General features: G+C 59.1%; 14 protein-coding genes. 8 read left to right on the forward strand and 6 right to left on the reverse strand.

All coding sequences use genetic code 11. The annotated features are described in order from the left end of the window. Positions 1-120: 120 nt before the first annotated feature. Positions 121-2,907 carry an insulinase family protein gene (locus tag ACTG1P_RS01165; RefSeq protein ID WP_440000229.1) on the reverse strand — a complete coding sequence of 929 codons (2,787 nt, stop codon included), beginning with the start codon at positions 2,905-2,907 and terminating at the stop codon, positions 121-123. Between the two features lie 162 nt (positions 2,908-3,069). Here ACTG1P_RS01165 and sixA point away from each other — a divergent pair, with 162 nt between their 5' ends. From sixA to ACTG1P_RS01180, 3 genes are all read left to right on the forward strand, one after another. Then, positions 3,070-3,537, forward strand: coding sequence for a phosphohistidine phosphatase SixA (sixA, locus tag ACTG1P_RS01170; protein ID WP_440000230.1), 468 nt, complete (start codon positions 3,070-3,072; stop codon positions 3,535-3,537). A 133-nt stretch (positions 3,538-3,670) separates the two neighbouring features. After that, entirely contained in the window at positions 3,671-3,877 is a 207-nt protein-coding gene (locus tag ACTG1P_RS01175) for a DUF1107 domain-containing protein (RefSeq protein ID WP_005336998.1), read from the forward strand. A gap of 164 nt (positions 3,878-4,041) precedes the next feature. Beyond that, a complete protein-coding gene (locus ACTG1P_RS01180) occupies positions 4,042-4,959 on the forward strand; it encodes a DMT family transporter (RefSeq protein ID WP_440000231.1) in 918 nt (305 codons plus the stop codon). A gap of 103 nt (positions 4,960-5,062) precedes the next feature. On the opposite strand, the gene ACTG1P_RS01185 is transcribed toward ACTG1P_RS01180, so the two are convergent. Then, the gene (locus ACTG1P_RS01185; protein WP_440000232.1) at positions 5,063-6,679 is read right to left on the reverse strand and encodes a peptide ABC transporter substrate-binding protein; all 1,617 of its coding nucleotides are present in this window, start codon (positions 6,677-6,679) and stop codon (positions 5,063-5,065) included. Between the two features lie 394 nt (positions 6,680-7,073). Here ACTG1P_RS01185 and fbp point away from each other — a divergent pair, with 394 nt between their 5' ends. After that, the gene (fbp, locus tag ACTG1P_RS01190; RefSeq protein WP_440000233.1) at positions 7,074-8,108 is read left to right on the forward strand and encodes a class 1 fructose-bisphosphatase; all 1,035 of its coding nucleotides are present in this window, start codon (positions 7,074-7,076) and stop codon (positions 8,106-8,108) included. A 241-nt stretch (positions 8,109-8,349) separates the two neighbouring features. On the opposite strand, the gene mfd is transcribed toward fbp, so the two are convergent. Then, positions 8,350-11,817: a transcription-repair coupling factor gene (gene mfd / locus ACTG1P_RS01195; protein WP_440002265.1), complete on the reverse strand. Its 3,468-nt coding sequence runs from the start codon at positions 11,815-11,817 to the stop codon at positions 8,350-8,352. Between the two features lie 56 nt (positions 11,818-11,873). Continuing rightward, positions 11,874-12,449 carry a PilZ domain-containing protein gene (locus ACTG1P_RS01200; protein ID WP_440000234.1) on the reverse strand — a complete coding sequence of 192 codons (576 nt, stop codon included), beginning with the start codon at positions 12,447-12,449 and terminating at the stop codon, positions 11,874-11,876. Between the two features lie 76 nt (positions 12,450-12,525). Here ACTG1P_RS01200 and ACTG1P_RS01205 point away from each other — a divergent pair, with 76 nt between their 5' ends. From ACTG1P_RS01205 to lolE, 3 genes are all read left to right on the forward strand, one after another. Then, positions 12,526-13,761 (forward strand): lipoprotein-releasing ABC transporter permease subunit, encoded by a 1,236-nt coding sequence (locus tag ACTG1P_RS01205; RefSeq protein WP_440000235.1) that lies wholly within the window; start codon positions 12,526-12,528, stop codon positions 13,759-13,761. A gap of 97 nt (positions 13,762-13,858) precedes the next feature. After that, the gene (gene lolD, locus ACTG1P_RS01210; protein WP_005336988.1) at positions 13,859-14,557 is read left to right on the forward strand and encodes a lipoprotein-releasing ABC transporter ATP-binding protein LolD; all 699 of its coding nucleotides are present in this window, start codon (positions 13,859-13,861) and stop codon (positions 14,555-14,557) included. Beyond that, the gene (lolE, locus tag ACTG1P_RS01215) at positions 14,557-15,798 is read left to right on the forward strand and encodes a lipoprotein-releasing ABC transporter permease subunit LolE (protein ID WP_440000236.1); all 1,242 of its coding nucleotides are present in this window, start codon (positions 14,557-14,559) and stop codon (positions 15,796-15,798) included. The genes lolD and lolE overlap by 1 nt, the downstream gene beginning before the upstream one ends. An 87-nt stretch (positions 15,799-15,885) precedes the next feature. Here lolE and yfbR read toward each other — a convergent pair whose 3' ends face one another. Continuing rightward, positions 15,886-16,476 carry a 5'-deoxynucleotidase gene (gene yfbR, locus ACTG1P_RS01220; RefSeq protein WP_440000237.1) on the reverse strand — a complete coding sequence of 197 codons (591 nt, stop codon included), beginning with the start codon at positions 16,474-16,476 and terminating at the stop codon, positions 15,886-15,888. 92 nt (positions 16,477-16,568) lie between these two features. Beyond that, entirely contained in the window at positions 16,569-17,003 is a 435-nt protein-coding gene (locus ACTG1P_RS01225) for a YccF domain-containing protein (RefSeq protein WP_076495751.1), read from the reverse strand. Positions 17,004-17,444: 441 nt separating this feature from the next. On the opposite strand from ACTG1P_RS01225, the gene tig reads away from it, so the two are divergent. Then, positions 17,445-18,755, forward strand: a complete 1,311-nt coding sequence (gene tig, locus ACTG1P_RS01230) for a trigger factor (RefSeq protein WP_440000238.1) — start codon at positions 17,445-17,447, stop codon at positions 18,753-18,755. Positions 18,756-18,768: the final 13 nt, after the last annotated feature.

An 18,768-nucleotide genomic window follows, 5' to 3' on the forward strand; every position in this document is an offset into this window, starting at 1 on the left:
GTTCACTTTTGGCGGCTTTGGTCGCAATTGTTATGGTTTTTCCAGCCGACCCTGATGGGTCGGCTTTTTATTGTCTGCGATTTGCCGTGGGAAGGAAAAACGGGGGATGTCGAGGCCTGCTCAGGCCTCGAAGGTGGCGGCATTGAGCCGAAATGCCCGTGGGTCGTCGATAAACTGGCCGGTGATCCGCTCGTCATGTTCGTGCCCCTGACCATAGCTGCAGAGGATCAGTCGATCGGAGGTGCGCGAACGCAGTTGGGTGATAAAGCGCACCAGATCGGCGCGGCTTAACTTGCCCACCTCGTCGCAGACCCGCTCCCGTTGATCGAACCCCAGATCCTTGTTGCCGATGCTGACCCACAGCCGCTGGCCGCGACTGCGCAGATTGGCATCCCGCTCGCTCAGCTGGGCTTGCAGCCCCGCCTTGCTCTCCTGCCACTGCTGCTCGGTAAATTCGAGCATGGCGAGCGGGAAGAGGTCGATAAACTCCTCCACCGCATCGAGCAGGATCTGCGGCCCCGCCACCGGCGACTGGATATAGAAGATCAGCCCCGGATGGCGATTGAGAGGCAGGTTGCCAGCGCCCACCACATACCCCAGTTGCTGGCGGGTGCGCAGCTCGTGGAAGAAGGTGGAGGACATGATGTGGTTCGCCAGGGTAAAGCAGGCGAGATCCCGCGCCCGGGTGGTGCGGGACTGGTAGTAGACCAGCAGTGCCGAGTCTTCGTGATCGCAACCCTGCTCGCGAATAAGGGTGCCCCTGTCCTGAATGGAGATGAGCGGGCGGCGGGTCTCGCCGCTCGGCTTGCTGCTGGTGCCATTGATGTCGCTCAGGTGACGCTCCATCAGGGCGGCCAGCTCCAGCGCTTCGGCGGCAGTCCAATCGCCGTGTACCAGCGCCTCGACATGCACCTCGCCAAACAGCTGGGCCACGAAGCCGGGCATCTCTTCCAGCTCGACGGTGCGCAGGTGGCGCAGCAACTGCTCGAACGGCGGGTTGTTGGGTTGCAACAGGCTGGTGAGCTGGTTAAAAAGCTGGGAGATGGGGCGCGCCTTGGACTGGTTGTCCCAGTTGCGAATGAGCTGCTCCTTGATCTCGGCGAAGCGACCCGGATCCGGATACCCCAGGGTGCGGTTGCCGAGGATCATGTCGAGCAACAGCGGCTGCTTGTCGGCAAAGCCGCTCAGGTTGATGGTAAAGCCCCCCTGATGGGCATAGATCTGGTAACCCAGCCCCGCCAGCTCCGCCGGATAGGTGAGGGCGTTGAGGTGGTCGGCCAACAGCTCCACGGCGAGGCGCGCCATGGCGATATTGCGCGGATTTTTGACCGCATGTTCGCTGTCGATGGAGATGTAGAGATTGCCCTTGGGCACGCTGAACAGGTGCTCATGGAGGTGCCAGAGGCGAAAACCGGGGCGATCGATAAGGCAGGCGGGCATGTCGGCGGCAAGCTCTGGCGTGCGCGGATCGAGCCTACTGCTGATAAAGGGGTTGGGCTTGGGCAGCGCCAGCGCCGGATCCGGTTCGCTCTGCTGCCAGCGAATTTTCTCGGCCTCGGTAATGGTCGTCACGCTGTAGGGGGTTTGATACCAGCGGGCCAGCCGATCGGTCGCCACTTCCGGCGCAGTGATGGTGATTCGCAGGTTGTGCGGGGTGAGCTTGGCGAGGAAGCGGCGGATCAGCCCCTCGTCATATTCGCGCATCATGTAGTCGCCGTAGAGCAGATCCTCAGGTTTGTAGCTAAAGAGGTTGAGCACCAACCCCGACACCGTATCGAGGGGGCGGCCGCGCTCTTGGAAGCGGAACGCCGATTCGAGTACGGTCTGTTTTTCGTCATAGCGCCAGCTCTGCAGCCCTTCGCGGCCAATCAGTTTCAGATAGCCAAACAGGGCGGCGAGGATGTCGTCCACATGTTCAAGGCCCAGAGGAGTTAGGCCAAAGTTGACGCCAAAATCCTTGAAGTTGGCGCCGCTGATGCCACCACCCGCCGAGAGCTGGTTGACCCACCCTTTCGCCTTGAGCAGGGAGAGCAGGCTGCCATCCCCCTCATAACCAATCAGATGGCTCAGGAAGGTGAGGGGCTTTTTGTCGTAGAACTCGTCCACATTGGGCAGGGGGAAGCAGAGCGAAAGCTTGCGGGTTTCCTTGACCGGATTGATGTGGATGCGCACGCCGAGATCGTCGAGCCGGTAGAGCGGCATGGTGAGGGTCGGGGTTCCCAAATTGCGATTCAAAATGGGAGCAAAGTAGCGACAGCACCACTGCAACTGGGTATCGATGGATTCCGGCGAGATCATCACCAGCGCCATGCGATCCGCACTGTAGTGGCTTTCGTAAAAACGGATAAGGTCGGAGCGCAGATCCCGCCCCGGCAGATCGGCCAGGGTATCGAGGTTGCCCACCGAGAACTTGGAGAAGGGGTGCGCCGGGTTGACCGTCTCTTTATGCACCTGATAGCTGCGGCGCATGTCGTCCTGCAGCTTGAGGCGATACTCGGAGTCGACTGCGTTGCGCTCCTTGTCCACCCACTTCGGATCAAACGTGGGGCAGATAAAGAACTGGGAGAAGCGATCCAGCCCTGCTTCGAAGAAGCCGTTGTCGATCTCGAAGAAGAAGTTGGTGAACTCGGTACCGGTCCAGGCGTTGTTGCTGCCGCCATGACGGCTCATAAATTGCTGGTACTCACCAGGCTTGGGGTAGGTGCAGGTGCCGAGAAACAGCATGTGCTCCAGAAAATGGGCCATTCCCTGCCGGTCGGCGGGATCGTCAAAATGGCCGGTATTGACCGCCAGAGAAGCGGCAGATTTGTCGGTATCGGGATCACAAATCAACAAGACCCTGAGCCGATTGGCCAGCTCCAGAAAATGGTATTGCCGATGGTCATTGGGACTGGCATATGGGCTCATTGGCGTGTGACTCACGTTGGATTTATTTGAATTTAAACATGATTATCGACCCCGCTATCCCGTCAGGCAAACCCTTTTCTGAGAGGTAGCGCAATTGTTTCCACACCCGTGGCGGGGTAAGATCCCCCGGCTATCAAAACAGGCCCGTTGGGCGAGGTTGTAATGAAGATCTATATCATGCGTCATGGCCAGGCTGGCATGAATGCGAAAACAGATGAACAGCGTCCATTGACCGAGCAGGGTATTGAAGAGTCTATCCAGATGGCCCGCTGGCTGGCGCCTCAGCTGATTGGCCCGCTGGAGCGGGTGATCCACAGCAACTATCTGCGGGCACGCCAGACCTGGCAAGCCATATGCAATGAATTACCTGACGCAGCAGCCGTTGAAGAGAGTGGCGACATTACCCCTTACGGTGATCCCGCTTTCGTGGCCAGCTACCTCACCACTTTGGCTGAACAATATGACCAGATCCTGATGGTCAGCCATCTGCCGCTGGTGGGTTATCTGGTGCAAAGCCTCTGCCCGGCAGCAGGAGCACCCATGTTCGCCACCTCGGGGATCGCTTGTATCGAGTGGCACGATGGCAAAGGAGCCTTGCTCTGGCTCGAAGGGCCGCATACAATAGGCTAAAAGTTAATAAAAAGTTATAGATTGAATTTTTTGGGAAGAGATGGGCGAGTTTTCCGGATTTTTATAAATATTTTACGGAATTAATTCGCAGAAGCTGCTGTCATACGGATACAACTGCAAGAGGTTGCAAACGATGAGAGTGTTCAAGAAGTACCTGCCACTGATGGTGGCAAAGCATGTCAAAACCTTCTTTAAAGGTCGGATTTACATCCATGGTCGGGGGCGGTTTGATTTCCAATCCGGTTTGTTGCTGATGCCGAATCCGGCGGATATTCCCCACCGCCAGACAGTCACCGAGGTCAACGAGCTGATCTCCAGACTGCACATGGATGCCGCGTGATGCGCTTCTGAACCTGTTTCTGCACTGATATGCCCGCACTTTTGCGGGCATATTTGTTTCTGGCGACTGGCGTTCACCGCGTGGCTGTTCAGGCCCACACCTTTGTTTATCTTCCATCGCCCCCTATACTGGCCCGCTGTTCTCTCTTCGGTCTGGATCTTCTCATGCCCCTTGCCTTTCTGTTTCCCTTCTCCTGCATTGCCATTTGGGCTGGCAATGGCATCGTCAGTAAACTGGCGGTTGGTGTGTTGTCCCCTGCAGCCTTGGCCTGGTCGCGCTGGGTGGTGGCTGCGCTGGTATTAAGTCCGTTTCTGGCCCGTCGGGTATGGCGTGCGCGTGCCCGCCTGCGCGCTGGCCTATGGCAGATCGCCATGCTGGCCTCGCTGGGCATGGTGCTCAACCAGACTTTTGGGTACTACGCGGCGCAAACGCTGGGGGCTACCGAGATGGGGTTGATGATGGGACTGACGCCGCTGCTAACCGTGCTGTTCAGTATCTGGCTGCTGCGTGAGCGGCCCACCTGGGGCGCTGTGCTGGGGGCGCTGCTTTCCATCCTTGGCTTGTCTATCTTGCTGGGGCAGGGGGATCCGACCCGGCTGTTTACCCAAGGCATTCATATCGGCTCTGTCTATATGCTGATTTCGGCGGGAACTTACGCCCTTTACAGCGTGCTGCTCAAGAAGTGGGATCTGGGGCTCGACAACTGGTCGCTGCTCTACGGTCAGGTGATCTGCAGTGTGGTGATCCTGACCCCCTTCTTTTTTCTGGTGGATGGCCAGTGGCCGGATGGGCGGGCCCTGTGGCTGATCCTCTATGCCGGTATCCCCACTTCGGCGCTCTCGCCCTGGCTCTGGATGCAGGGTATCGCCCTGCTCGGTGCCAACCGTACCGCCATCTTTATGAACCTGCTGCCGGTGATGACGGCTGGCCTTGCCATCACCCTGCTGGGTGAGCGGTTGACCAGCTATCACCTGATCGGGGGCGGTCTGACCCTGATGGGGGTTTTGCTGGCTCAGTTGCTGGTGCGTCCGGTGGTGATGGGTCGCCGCCGGGTAGTGCTGGCTCCTTGTCCCGAAGAGTAATCTTGCGCGAAAGCGTAGACGGGCCCAATGGCCCGCATGGCCGCCAACGAAAAGCGCCTGCAGCAATGCAGGCGCTTTTTTATGGTTACATCTTCCTAGCCGGTTACTGGGCAACCAGATAGAGCTCCTTGCTGTAGACCACATCCTGCGGGTTAAGGTGGGGGTAGCCTTTCACGAAAGGCTTGAGCAACCTGGATTTGACCGAGAAATAGATGGGGGCGATGGGGGCATCCGCATCAATGAGAGCTTCTGCCTGCTGATACAGGGCATTGCGTTCAGCGGGATCCAGCGAGTCGTGGGCCTTGGCCAGCAGGGCGTCGTACTCCTTGTTGAACCACTTGCCGCTGTTGGCGCTGCTGCTGGAGGTCATGATGTCGAGGAAGGTGGAGGCATCGTTATAATCCCCGTTCCAGCCATAGCGGCTAACCCCGAAATCCCCCTCGTTCAGTGCCGAGACCATGGTCTTCCACTCCATGTTGTTGAGGGTGGCAGTGACCCCCAGGTTGTGTTTCCACATGGAGGAGACGGCCAGCGCGATCTTTTTGTGGCTCTCGTTGGTGTTGTAGAGAATGTCCACTGTGAGTGGCTTGTCCGGGCCATAGCCCGCTTCGGCCAACAGGGCTTTGGCCTGCTTGATCCGCTCCTCTTTGCTCTGCAGCTGGCTGGCCGGTTTTTTCAATTCAAAACCGTCCACAATGGGGGGCGTGAAGCTATATGCGGCAATTTGTCCCTGTCCCAGGATCTTATCGGTGATGGTCTCCCGGTCGATGGCGAGCGAGAGCGCCTTGCGTACTTTCGGGTCATCGAACGGTTTGCGCTGGGTATTGAAGACATAGTAATAGCTGGCCAGCGTGGGGACGCTGACCAGTTCTTCCGGGCTCTTGCTCTTGAGCTGCTTGTACTGCTCCAGCGGATAAGTGGTGTAGTGCAGTTCACCGGTGCGATAGCGGTTGTAGGCGGCTGTTTCGGAGACGATCTCCAGATAGATCACCTTGTTAAGGACGGTGTGCTGGTTGTTCCAGTAGTGGGTATTGCGCTCGGCACTCAGCCGCTCGTTGGGGGTCCACTCCTTGAGTACAAAGGCACCGTTGGAGACGATATTGCCCGGTTTGACCCAATCCTTGCCGTATTTTTCAATGGTGGCCTTGGGGGCCGGGAACGTGGTGTAGTGGGCCAGCGTCTTCAGGAAGAAGGGGACCGGATTTTTCAGGGTGACCTGCAGGGTGTGGTCATCGAGCGCCTTGATCCCGAGCTCTGACGGGCTCTTCTTGCCCTGGGTCACCTCGCTTGCATTGACCACTCCGGTCAACTCGATAAACCAGGCGTAGTTGGAGGCCGTCTTGGGATCGGCCGCCCGTTGCCAGCCGTAGACATAATCGGCGGCGGTGACAGGTTCACCGTTTGACCACTTGGCCTCGGGCCTCAGCTTGAAGGTGTAGACGGTACCTGTCTTGTCGACGTCGTAGCTGACGGCGCCTGCTGGTTTGATCTTGCCGGTATTATCCAGCTCATAGAGCCCTTCAAACAGATCGTTGACGATGGCACTACCGGCGGTCTCTTCTACCAGCTGGGGGTCGATGGTGGTGGGCTCGGTGCCAATATTGGTCACGTAGATTTGTTGGGCATCCGGCAGCAGCTTGGTACCGGCAGGCACCTGGGCAGCCAAGGCGGGAAGGGCAAACAGTCCGGCTACCATGCCGGCAATGAGAGTCTTGTTCATTGATAATCCTTGAGTTTTATTTGCTTCCAAAGCGAAATCAGTGTGCTGGATTGGCGATCGGATCTCAAGAGGCAATGGCTGAGGGAACTGGCTGAGGGAACAGCAGGCCCATCAGACTCCATTTTTAATGGCCAAAGGCCAGTCAGCTCATGGCTTGTCGCAGGTTATTGCCACGAATTAAGGGGCCGAAAGTTATCGATTGAAACCGAATAAAACACGCCTTTTACCATAACGTGAGGCGAAATAGCCTATTTAATAGGCCGCTTAATTCGCTGCAAAAACAAAAAACAGACGTTACATTAGGTTACAAATCAAGGCCGCCGGTGATCGGCATTTTTTTGCCGATGCCTGCAAACGTTTTCAATGCCAACGGATGCGATCTAAAGGAACAAAAATGCGAAACATGATCACCATGGGTGAGTTCATCGTCAAAAAGCAGGCGGATTATCCTACCGCGACCGGTGAGCTGACCTCGTTGCTCAGCTCGATCCGCCTTGCTGCCAAGGTGGTGAACCGGGAGATCAACAAGGCGGGACTGGCGGATATCATCGGTTCCATAGGCGCTGAAAACGTACAGGGCGAGGTGCAGCAGAAGCTGGATGTCTACGCCAACGAACGTTTCAAGGCTGCGCTCGAAGCGCGCGGCGAGGTGTGCGGCATGGCCTCGGAAGAAGAAGAGGACTTCGTCGCCTTTGACTCACCGCTCTCCAAAAACTCCAAGTATGTGGTGCTGATCGACCCACTCGATGGCTCTTCCAATATCGACGTCAACGTCTCGGTCGGGACCATCTTCTCCATCTACCGCCGTTTGAGCCCGCAGGGTTCGCCGGTGACCCTGGAGGACTTTCTGCAGCCGGGCAACCGTCAGGTCGCCGCCGGTTATGTGGTCTACGGCTCCTCCACCATGCTGGTCTACACCACCGGCTTTGGCGTCAACGGCTTTACCTACGACCCCTCCATCGGCTGCTTCTGCCTCTCCCACGAGAACATCCGCATTCCGGAAGAGGGCAAGATCTACTCCATCAACGAGGGCAACTACATCAAGTTCCCGGACGGGGTGAAGAAGTACCTCAAATATTGTCAGGAGCGTGACGAGGCGACCCACAGACCCTACACCTCCCGCTATATCGGCTCGCTGGTCTCCGATTTCCATCGCAACCTGCTCAAGGGCGGCATCTACATCTATCCGTCCGGCACCAACTCGCCGAACGGCAAGTTGCGCCTGCTCTATGAGTGCAACCCGATGGCGTTTCTGGTGGAGCAGGCTGGTGGCAAGGCCTCCGACGGCTTTGGCCGCATCATGGATATCCAGCCCACCGCGCTGCACCAGCGTACCCCTTACTTTGTTGGCTCGACCAAGATGGTGGAGCGCGCCGAGGCCTTTATGCGCGAGTTCTCCGCCCATGAGGATCCAGCCAACCAGGGCTGATCGTCAGAGGTGTAGGTTGGTGCTGAGTGCAGCGAAGCCCAACATTTACCGGCGCGATTCCCTCTCCCGTGCGGATAGGGCAGGATGAGGGGAATGGTTTTCACTGCCCCCCTCATCCCCGGCCCTTCTCCCACAAGGGGAGAAGGGAGACGCTAGTCACCAGCCAACTAAAACGGGAGCCGATTTGGCTCCCGTTTTAGTTGGCGTTATCTCTCTGGCTCGCCGCCAGCGTTGCAGAGACTCACAGGCTGTTGTTGGCCAGATCAGCCAGCAAACCATCCACCAGTTTCAGGCGCATGGCGCGATCCTGGGTCGGCACCTGGAAGCGCAGCCGGGTCGGCCCGTCCATCTTGTAGACCCGTGGCTGGCTGGATAGCAGCTTGACCAGATAGGCCGGATTGACCTTGGTCTCCTGGGTGAAGTCGAGATAGCCGCCACGCTCGCTCATCTCCACCCGGCGAATGCCAAGGGCGGTGGCACGCTGGCGGAAGGCGGCCAGCTCCAGCAGGGTTTTGGTCGCCTCCGGCAAGAGGCCGAAACGGTCGATCAGCTCCACTTTCAGCTCGCGCAGCTCCTGTTCGTCTGCCGCGCTGGCGATACGCTTGTACATGGAGAGGCGCATATTGACGTCCGGAATATAGTCATCCGGCAGCAGCGCAGGCAGGCGCAGCTCCACCTCGGTGTGCTGGCTCATCAGCTGCTCCAGCGACGGCTCTTTGCCATTTTTCAGCGCCTCGACCGCCTGCTCCAGCATCTCCATGTAGAGGGTGAAGCCGACTGATTCAATCTGGCCGCTCTGATCGTCGCCGAGTAGTTCGCCTGCGCCACGGATCTCCAGATCGTGGGTCGCCAGCGCAAAACCGGCGCCGAGATCTTCGAGCGAGGCGATCGCCTCCAGCCGCTTGGCCGCATCCTTGGTCATCAGCTTGGGATGGGGGGTGAGCAGATAGGCGTAGGCCTGATGGTGGGAGCGGCCAACCCGGCCCCGCAGCTGGTGCAGTTGGGCCAGACCGAGATGATCCGCCCGATCCATGATGATGGTGTTGGCGCTCGGCACATCAATGCCGGTCTCGATAATGGTGGTGCAGACCAACAGGTTGAAGCGCTGGTGGTAGAAGTCGGACATGATCCGCTCAAGGTCACGTTCGCGCATCTGGCCGTGGGCGATGCCGATACGGGCCTCGGGTACCAGCTCCGCCAGATCGGCGGCACACTTTTCGATGCTCTCCACGTCGTTGTGCAGGTAGTAGACCTGACCGCCACGCTTGAGTTCCCGCAGTACCGCTTCGCGCACCACCGCCGGTTCGTGCTGACGCACGAAGGTCTTGATGGCGAGCCGCTTGGCGGGTGGGGTGGCGATGATGGAGAGATCCCGCATGCCGGACATCGCCATATTGAGGGTGCGCGGAATAGGAGTGGCGGTGAGGGTGAGGATATCCACATCGGCCCTCAGTGCCTTGATCTTCTCCTTCTGGCGTACCCCGAATCGATGCTCCTCATCGACGATGAGCAGTCCCAGATCCTTGAAGGTGAGTTCGGAGCCGAGCAGCTTGTGGGTGCCGATGATGATATCCACCTTGCCCTCAGCCAATTCCTTCATCACAGCGCTCTGCTCCTTGGCGGAGCGGAAGCGGCTCAGCACCTCTACCCGCACCGGCCAGTTGGCAAAGCGATCGCGGAAGTTGTCGTAGTGCTGTTGCGCCAGCAGGGTGGTGGGCACCAGCACGGCAACCTGCTTGCCGCCGTGGACGGCCACAAACGCCGCCCGCATCGCCACTTCGGTCTTGCCGAAACCTACGTCGCCACACACCAGTCGGTCCATGCTCTTGGCCTGACACATGTCCCCCAGCACCGCATTGATGGCGTTGAGCTGATCGTCGGTTTCCTCGAACGGGAAGCTGGCGGCAAACTGGCGATAGGCCTCTTTGTCGTGCTTGAAGGCAAAACCGGCGCGAGCGGCGCGATGAGCGTAGACATCCAGCAACTCGGCTGCCACGTCGCGCACCTTCTCCGCCGCCTTGCGCCGCGCCTTGCTCCAGGCTTCACCGCCGAGCTTGTGGCTGGGCGGGTTATCAGAGCCTGTATAGCGGCTGATAAGGTGCAAACTGGTGACCGGCACGAACAGCTTGTCGCCGCCGGCATATTCAAGGGTCAAAAACTCGGTGGGCAGGCCACCGGCATCGATGGTTTCGAGCCCCAGATAGCGGCCGACCCCGTGATCCAGATGGACCACTGGCTGACCCTGGGTCAGCTCGCCCAGGTTTCTGATCACCGCATCGGAGCTCAGGTTCTTGCTCTTCTCCCGCGCTCGTTTGCTGCGCACCTTGCCGCCCAGCAGTTCGGTCTCGGTGATCAGCGCCAGTGGATCCTGACCGACCTCCTGCCACAGGAAGCCACGCTCAAGGGGGGCAACCAGCAGGCCGTGACGATCCGGGCTCGCCATAAAGGCGTCGAGGGAGGGGAATTCCTTGGGTTGCAGCGAGATACGCGCCAGCAGATCGCCGAGCACCTCCCGCCGTCCTTCGGATTCCACCGCAAACAGGGTGCGCCCGGCAAAACCTTGCAGGAACTGGTTGAGCGCCAGCAGGGGTTGCTCCTTGCTGTGATCGAGTTGCAGATCCGGCATCGCCTCGATGGGCAGATCGTGCTGACCGGCATCGCCCGCGGTGGCGGCCTCTTGCAGCCGCACTGCGCCATATTGGCCCAGAGAGGCAAAGAGCTGCTCCACCGGCAGATAGAGCTGGGCCGGTGGCAGTAGTGGGCGAGTGTTGTCCCAGCGTCTGTCTTCATAGCGCTGGCCGATATCGTTCCAGAAACGCTGGGCGGCGGGGTAGATATCCCCTACGGTGAGCAGCAGGGTCTCTTCCGGCAGGTAGTCAAACAGGCTAGCGGTCTGGTTGAAGAAGAGCGGCAGATAGTACTCGATGCCGGCGGGCCAGCGTCCCTTGCTCACCTCCTGATAGACGGAACCCTCGGCCCGCGACAGCTCGAACTGCTCGCGGAACTGGCCGCGAAACAGTTCGATGGCCGCCTCGTCGGTGGGGTATTCCCGGGCAGGCAGCAGGCTGACCGTCTTGACCGGTTCGCTGGAGCGCTGGGTTTCGGGATCGAATGGGCGGATGGAGTCCACTTCATCGTCGAAGAAGTCGATGCGATAGGGGCTGCTACTGCCCATGGGGAAGAGATCGAGCAGGGAGCCGCGGGCGGCAAATTCGCCATGTTCCAGCACCTGATCCACCGCCACGTAACCCGCTTCGGCAAGGCGCCCGCGCAACTGTTGCAGATTGAGGCGCTGACCGGCCTTCACCATCAGGCTGTATTTGTCGAGATAGACCCGGGGGGCGCAGCGCAACATCAGGGTGGAGATAGGGACGATCAACACCCCCTTGCTCATCTGCGGCAGCTTGTAGAGAGTCTCGAGCCGCTGGGAGATGATGTCCTGATGGGGAGAGAAGGTGTCGTAGGGCAGAGTCTCCCAATCGGGGAACAGCAATACGGGGGCGGACTGATCGGCTAGCTGCTTGTCTGCCAGCAAGTACTGTAGCTCCTGCTCCAGGCGCAGGGCGCTCGGGGTATCGGCGGTGATAAGCAGTACCGGCCCCTTGGCTTCATTGGTGAGACGGGCTGCAATCAGCGAGAGGCTGCTGCCGACCAGCTGGCCGAGCGTGATCTTTTGGCCCGCTTTGGCGGGCAAGGCGGGGAGTGTCATTGGCATGGTTCGATTCTTTTAACGTTGACGTTATCTATCGCTGACGTTCGCTCTGGTTAGCGCTGGCGTTCTTGGGCGCGCAGCTTGAGCTGCTTCGATTGCACGTGGAGGCTGGCTCGAACCAGCAGTTCACGGTCATCTTCGCGGATCCGCACATAGTCGAGCTGCACATGGGTGCCATGTTCACCGCCGTCGAGCTGTTTGACCTGGCCATAGCAGTAGATGGCGGCCGCCTCTTCCCGCAGGAAGATCTTGAGGCGCACTATCTGGTGCAGGTGCGGCGCAACCCCGTGATCATGATAGGGGTGCAGGTAGGTGAGCTGGCCAGCCCCGAAGCGCAGGGTGTGAAAGCGCTGCTCCGGATGGTCCTGCAGGGAGAGCACATAGCCCATGATCATGTCGATCTTGCGGGACTGCTGATTGACGATCTCGATCAGATCGTGCATCGACTCGTTCTGGTTGCGCAGCAGGCGAGTGGTCACCAGATCGATGGAGGTAATGGCCGAGGAGATCCGAAAGGGCTCCGGCAGCTCAGCGTCCAGCTCCTCCAGCGAGGGGAGGTGGAAGTCGGCCGGCATGGGGATCACATTGACCGGCGTGGCATGAGTGACGCTGAAGAACTGTTCCTGCATGGAGGCTATCCCTTGTTGTCATGGACGGTTTCCCTTTATTATCCGGTATCTTATTTTGTTGGCAACGTACATATCCTTGAAGACCGGACTTTTTCAGCCCCTTTCGCTGGCCATCGGCCTGCGTTATGCAGGCTCGAAGCGCAGCAATCGCTTCGTCTCATTTATCTCCCTGTTCTCTACCTTTGGCATCGCCATCGGGGTCGCCGCCCTGATGGTGGTCATTTCGGTGATGAACGGTTTCGAAGGGCAGCTCAAAGGGCGCATCCTCGGGGTGATCCCCCATGTGGTGTTGACCAATCAGGCTGGCCGCATTGATGCAGACCCGCAAGGCTTGCCGGATCTGGCCAAATTACCCCATGTGGTCGCCTCGGCCCCCATGCTCGACAGCGAAGGGATGCTGCAAAGCCCCGGCCAGCTGACCGGGGTGAGTGTGCAGGGGATCGACCCTGCAAAGTGGCCCAAGGATGACATCCTCCACAGCCAGATGCTGGGGGGGCGCCTCGATACCCTGCAGGCCGGCCACTACCGCATCGTGCTGGGGCAGGGGGTGGCACGTCGCCTCAATGTCTCCATCGGCGATCAGGTTCGCCTGATCCTGACCGAGGGGACCCGCTTCACTCCGTTTGGTCGGGTACCTGCCCAGCGCCTCTTTACCGTCTCCGGCATCTTCGGGGTAGGCGCCGATGTGGATAACCAGATTGCGCTGATCGCCCTGGGGGATGCCCAGCGGTTGCTGCGTCTGCCGCCAGAAACCGTCGGTGGCATTCGCCTCTGGCTCGATGATCCCTTTGCGGCTGACGAGGTGATCAAGACGCCGTTGCCTGACGGATTGGTCTGGCAGGATTGGCGCCGCGAGCGGGGCGAGCTGTTCCAGGCGGTCGCCATGGAAAAACGGATGATGGGGCTGATGCTGGTGCTGATCATCGCCGTCGCTACCTTCAACATCCTCTCCGCGCTGGTGATGGTGGTGACGGACAAGGAGGGCGAAGTGGCCATCCTGCGCACCATGGGTATGAGTGAATCGGGGATCGTTAAAATCTTCATGGTGCTCGGCGCCTCCAGCGGGGTGATTGGCGCTCTGTTTGGCGGACTGGCGGGCCTGGCGCTCTCCTTGGGTCTCAACCCCCTGCTCAATGCGGTGGGGCTCAACCTCTATATGGCGGCGGGTGGCAGTGGCTTGCCGGTCATTGTCGAGCCGGCTCAGGTCATCACCATCTTGCTGGGCGCCGTGCTGCTGAGCTTCAGTGCCACCCTCTACCCGGCGGCCCGCGCTGCGCGGGTGAAACCGGCCGAGGCGCTGCGTTATGAGTAATGCCGTGAATAATACATCTTCTGTTGTTACCTCCGGTGCGAGTACCGGCGTTGTTACTGGTGCCTCTGTGGTCACTGGCGTAAGTGGAGCCCCTGTTATGAATGAAGCCGTATCCCGTGAACCTCTGCTGCGCTGCCAGGCGCTCAATCATGTCTATAAAGAGGGGGAGCTGGAGACTCAGGTGCTCAAGGGGATCGATCTCTGCGTCGCGCCCGGTGAAATGCTGGCGGTGGTGGGGAGCTCGGGCTCCGGCAAGACCACTCTGCTGCATCTGATGGGGGCCCTGGACAACCCCTCCAGTGGCGCCGTGCTGTTCAAGGGGGAGGATATCCATCATTGGGATAGCCGCACCCAGGCCCGTTTTCGCAACCGCGAGCTGGGCTTTGTCTACCAGTTCCACCACCTGCTCTCCGAGTTCAGTGCGCTGGAAAATGCGGCCATGCCGCTGCTGATCGCCGGTGAGTCGGTGGCGGTTGCCACCGAAAAGGCAACCAAGATGCTGGGTAGGGTAGGGCTCTCCCATCGCTTGAACCACCGTCCCTCTGAGCTTTCTGGTGGCGAACGTCAGCGGGTGGCGATCGCCCGGGCGCTGGTCAACGAACCGAGTCTGGTGCTGGCGGATGAACCCACCGGCAATCTGGATCATGCCAGTGCCACTGCGGTGTATGAACTGCTGTGTGAACTGAATCGTGAACTGGGCACTGCGTTTGTGGTAGTGACTCACGACTTGAGCCTGGCGGCCAAGCTCCATCGCCGGGTGACCCTGGTGAGCGGCGTGATGGCGGAGGTTGCCTGATGTTCAAACCGCTGCCCCTCTTTCTGGGCCTGCGTTACAGCCGCTCCCGCCGTCGCAACGGGTTTATCGCTTTTATCTCTGCCTCTTCCCTGATCGGTATCGCCCTCGGGGTGATGGCGTTGATCCTGGGCCTCTCTGCCATGAACGGTTTCGAGCGGGAGCTCAAAGATCGGGTGCTCTCGGTCGTGCCGCAAGGTGAGCTGGACGCCGTCGAGCGGCCGCTGCCGGATTGGCCACGTCTGCGCGACTACCTGCTGGCCCAGCCGGGCGTTGAGGCGGCAGCGCCGGTCATTCGCCTCAATGGCCTGCTGGAGCATGGCTCTGCCCTCAAGGGGGTGCAACTGCGCGCCGTGCTGCCCGATCTGGAAGCCAATCTGTCGGATGCCGGCAAATACATGACGGGCCGCGGCCTGCGTGAGCTGCAACCGGGTGAACGTGGGGTAATCCTCGGCAAGACCATCGCCGACAAGCTGGGCGTCAAGGTGGGGGATTCTGTTGCCCTGCTGCTGCCGCAAGGGGGCGATCAGGCCGGGATCAAGAATCCCCGCCGCGAAGCCCTGACCGTGGTAGGGCTGCTGGAGATCGGCGGTCAGCTCGACGGCCTGCTCGGCTTTATGCATCTGGCCGATGCGCAAGCGATCACCGGCATGGGCAGCGATGTGGAGGGCTTCAGCCTGCGGGTGAGCGATGTGCTCAAGGCGCAATCCATCACCGTAGCCGCCGCGCAGCAGTTCCCTCATCACGTCTATATCCGCAGCTGGATGAACAGCCAGGGCTACCTCTATCAGGACATCCAGATGGTGCGTACCGTCATGTATGTGGTGATGCTGATGGTGGTGGCTGTCGCCTGCTTCAACATCGTCTCCACCCTGGTGATGGCGGTGAACGAGAAGCGCAGCGAGATCGCCATCCTGAAGACCATGGGGGCGAGCCCCGACCAGATCCGGCTCACCTTCGTCATTCAGGGGATGGTCAACGGCGTGGCCGGTGCCCTGCTCGGCGCCCTGCTGGGCGGGCTGCTCTCCAGCAAGCTGACCCAGATCCTGAGCGTTGTCGAAAAGCTCATCGGTCACCGCTTCCTCAATCCGGATATCTACTTTATCGACTTCTTGCCGACCGAGTTGCATATGCAGGATCTGCTTATCGTGACGGGCGCCGCCATCCTGATGAGCCTGGTGGCGACCCTCTATCCCGCTTGGCGGGCGAGCGGTCTGGTACCGTCCCGCGAGCTGGGTCACTGATGCGTTGCATCTAATGCGCAATAAAGAACGAAGGGCCCGCCGGTGCAAACCGGCGGGCCCTTTTGTTTTCTGGTCATGTAGACTGGCTTAGTGAGCGTTCAGCTCATCGAGTGGCAGGGAGAAGCTGGCTACAAAGGTGTCGATAAAGTAGCGCATCTCATCGCTCATCCGCGCTGCCAGCATGGCTTCAAGGCGCTTGCGAGCCGGTTCGAACTCCCGGTTGCCCGCGTTGATCTCCTCCAGACACTTGGTATAGGCGCAGAGGGTGTCGGCATCCTTGACCAGCCTGGCCAGCTCGCCATCCTGGGCTGCCGAATAGAGCAGGGGGCGAAAATCTTCGACCAGCTCCGGCGGCAGCATGCCAAGTAGACGCTGCTCGGCGGCCAGTTCTATCTTCTTGTACTCGCGGGCAATTTCGGGGTTGAAGTATTTGACCGGGGTAGGCAGATCGCCGGTCAGCACCTCGCTGCTGTCGTGATAGAGCGCCATCACGGCGGCGCGGTCGGCATTCACGCTGCCGCCAAACAGGCGGTTTTTGATGATGCCGAGGGCATGGGCCACCATGGCCACCTGCAGGCTGTGTTCGGCAATGTTTTCCGGCTGGATGTTGCGCATCAGGGGCCAGCGGTAGATGAGTTTCATGCGGGCGAGATTGGCGAAAAAGTGGCTGGGTAACATGATGGCCTCAACAAAAGAGAATAGAAAAGGGCAGACCCTAGTCTGCCCTTTTTTTCGTTGCAGGGCAGCGTCTGCCCGCGCATTTCCCGCCGTTAGCGGATATAGCGGCCCGATTCCGCCTCCTGGTTGGTCACAATCATCTGGCCGATGGGCGCCAGACTGATGAGTGCCAGCTTGAGGTGCTGGATACCGAACGGAATACCGATAATGGTCACGAAGCAGGCCAGCGCGGAAGCGATGTGGCCGATGGCCAGCCAGACACCGATCAGCACGAACCAGAGGATATTGCCAATCAGCCCCAGCGTGCCGGTGCCGATATCGCTCTGGCCGGTCATGGTCTTGCGATTGACCGCCTGCTTGCCAAACGGGAAGAAGGTAAAGGTGCCGATCACGAAGCAGGCACGTCCCCAGGGGATGCCGACCAGCGAGATAAAGCAGATAAGACCGGCCAGCCACCAGGCCAGGCCCATAAAGACACCTCCCAGTACAAACCAGAGCAGATTGAACAAGAAGCGGAAAAAGGCCATGTGAGTGACTCCAGATCATCAATTTGGTTGCCACCATAACGAGGGAGGGGTAGGGACGCAATGGTTGATTGGTCCAATCGCCATTTGGCTGGTCAAATTGAGTCGCCGCCCGCAACAGTGGGCTGTTTTTCGGCGAAAGATGGGCAATAAAGCGGCGTTCGGATGAAAAAAGGTGAGCAAACGCAAAATTATTGCCATCGGATAGTTGAAGTCGGGCACCTCTCTCCCCATATAAAGGGCAGTTTTGCACGAATTGTGCTTGCACGCCGCTCAATGTGGGGGATGTGTGGCTCGACTCGACCAAAGTGCGCCGCTATAATGCCGCGTCATATTTTCTCATCACAAAGACATATCGTTGTCTTTATAAACAGGAAGACTCCGGGCTTTGCCCAGGGGCAATAAAGGGTCAGCACACAGTGCTGAGTTGAACGAGGTAGAAGAATGCAAGTTTCTGTAGAGACAACCCAGGGTCTGGAACGCCGTCTTACCATCACTGTACCGGCTGCTACCGTAGACGCCGCTGTGCGTAAAGAATTGAATGGCCTGGCCAAAACTCGTCGCATCGACGGTTTCCGTCCTGGCAAGGCTCCGGTTGCCATCATCAAGAAGATGTTCGGCGCCATGGCTCACGCCCGCGTTGCTGATGAAATGATGCAGAGCAACTTCATCAAAGCCATCATCGAAAACAAACTGAGCCCGGCCGGTGCCCCGACCATGGATCCGAAAGAGATCAAAGAAGGTCAGGATTTCGAATTCACCGCCACTTTCGAAGTGTATCCGGAGTTCGAAGTTGCAGGTCTCGAGACCATCAAGGTTGAGAAGCCGGTTGCTACCGTGAAGGATGAAGATCTGGCCAACATGATCGACACCCTGCGCAAGCAGCACGCTACCTGGGCTGGTGCCGATGTTGCCGCTGCCAATGGCATGCGTGTGACCATGGACTTCGTCGGTTCCATCGACGGTGAAGAGTTCGATGGCGGCAAAGCTGAAGGCTTCAACCTGGTTCTGGGCGCTGGCCGCATGATCCCGGGCTTCGAAGACGCCATCCTGGGCAAGAAAGCGGGCGACGAGTTCACCATCGAAGTGACCTTCCCGGCTGACTACCACGCTGAAAACCTGAAAGGCAAAGAAGCCAAGTTCGCTTCCAAGCTGATCAAGGTTGAAGAGCAGATCCTGCCTGAGCTGACCGAAGAGTTCGTGAAGCGTTTCGGTATCGAAAGCGGTTCTGTTGAAGAGCTGAAAGCCGAAGTGCGCAAGAACATGGAGCGCGAACTGGCTCAAGCCCTGAAAAACAGCGTGAAAGAGCAGGTTCTGAACGGTCTGGTTGAAGCCAACCAAATCGACCTGCCGAAAGCTGCCGTTGCTCAAGAGATCGACGCACTGCGTCAGCAGGCTCTGCAGCGTTTCGGTGGCTTCCAGGGCGGTAACGCACCCGAGCTGCCGGCTGAACTGTTCCAAGCTCAAGCCGAGCGTCGTGTACGCGTAGGCCTGCTGCTGGGTGACGTGATCCGTACCAACGAGATCAAGGCTGACGATGCCCGTGTAAACAGCATCATCGAGTCCATGGCGACTGCCTACGAAGATCCGAAGGAAGTGATCGAGTACTACCAGAAGAACGAACAGATGCTGAACGGCGTTCGTAACCTGGCAGTAGAAGATCAAGCCATCGACCTGATCCTGTCCAAAGCGCAAGTGACCGAAAAAGAAGTTGCCTTTGACGAAGTGATCAACAAGTCTGGCGCCGCTGCCTAAGAACATTTGACTT

The organism is Aeromonas sp. 11P, from assembly GCF_051920165.1.
Classification (GTDB): Bacteria; Pseudomonadota; Gammaproteobacteria; order Enterobacterales; family Aeromonadaceae; genus Aeromonas; species Aeromonas veronii.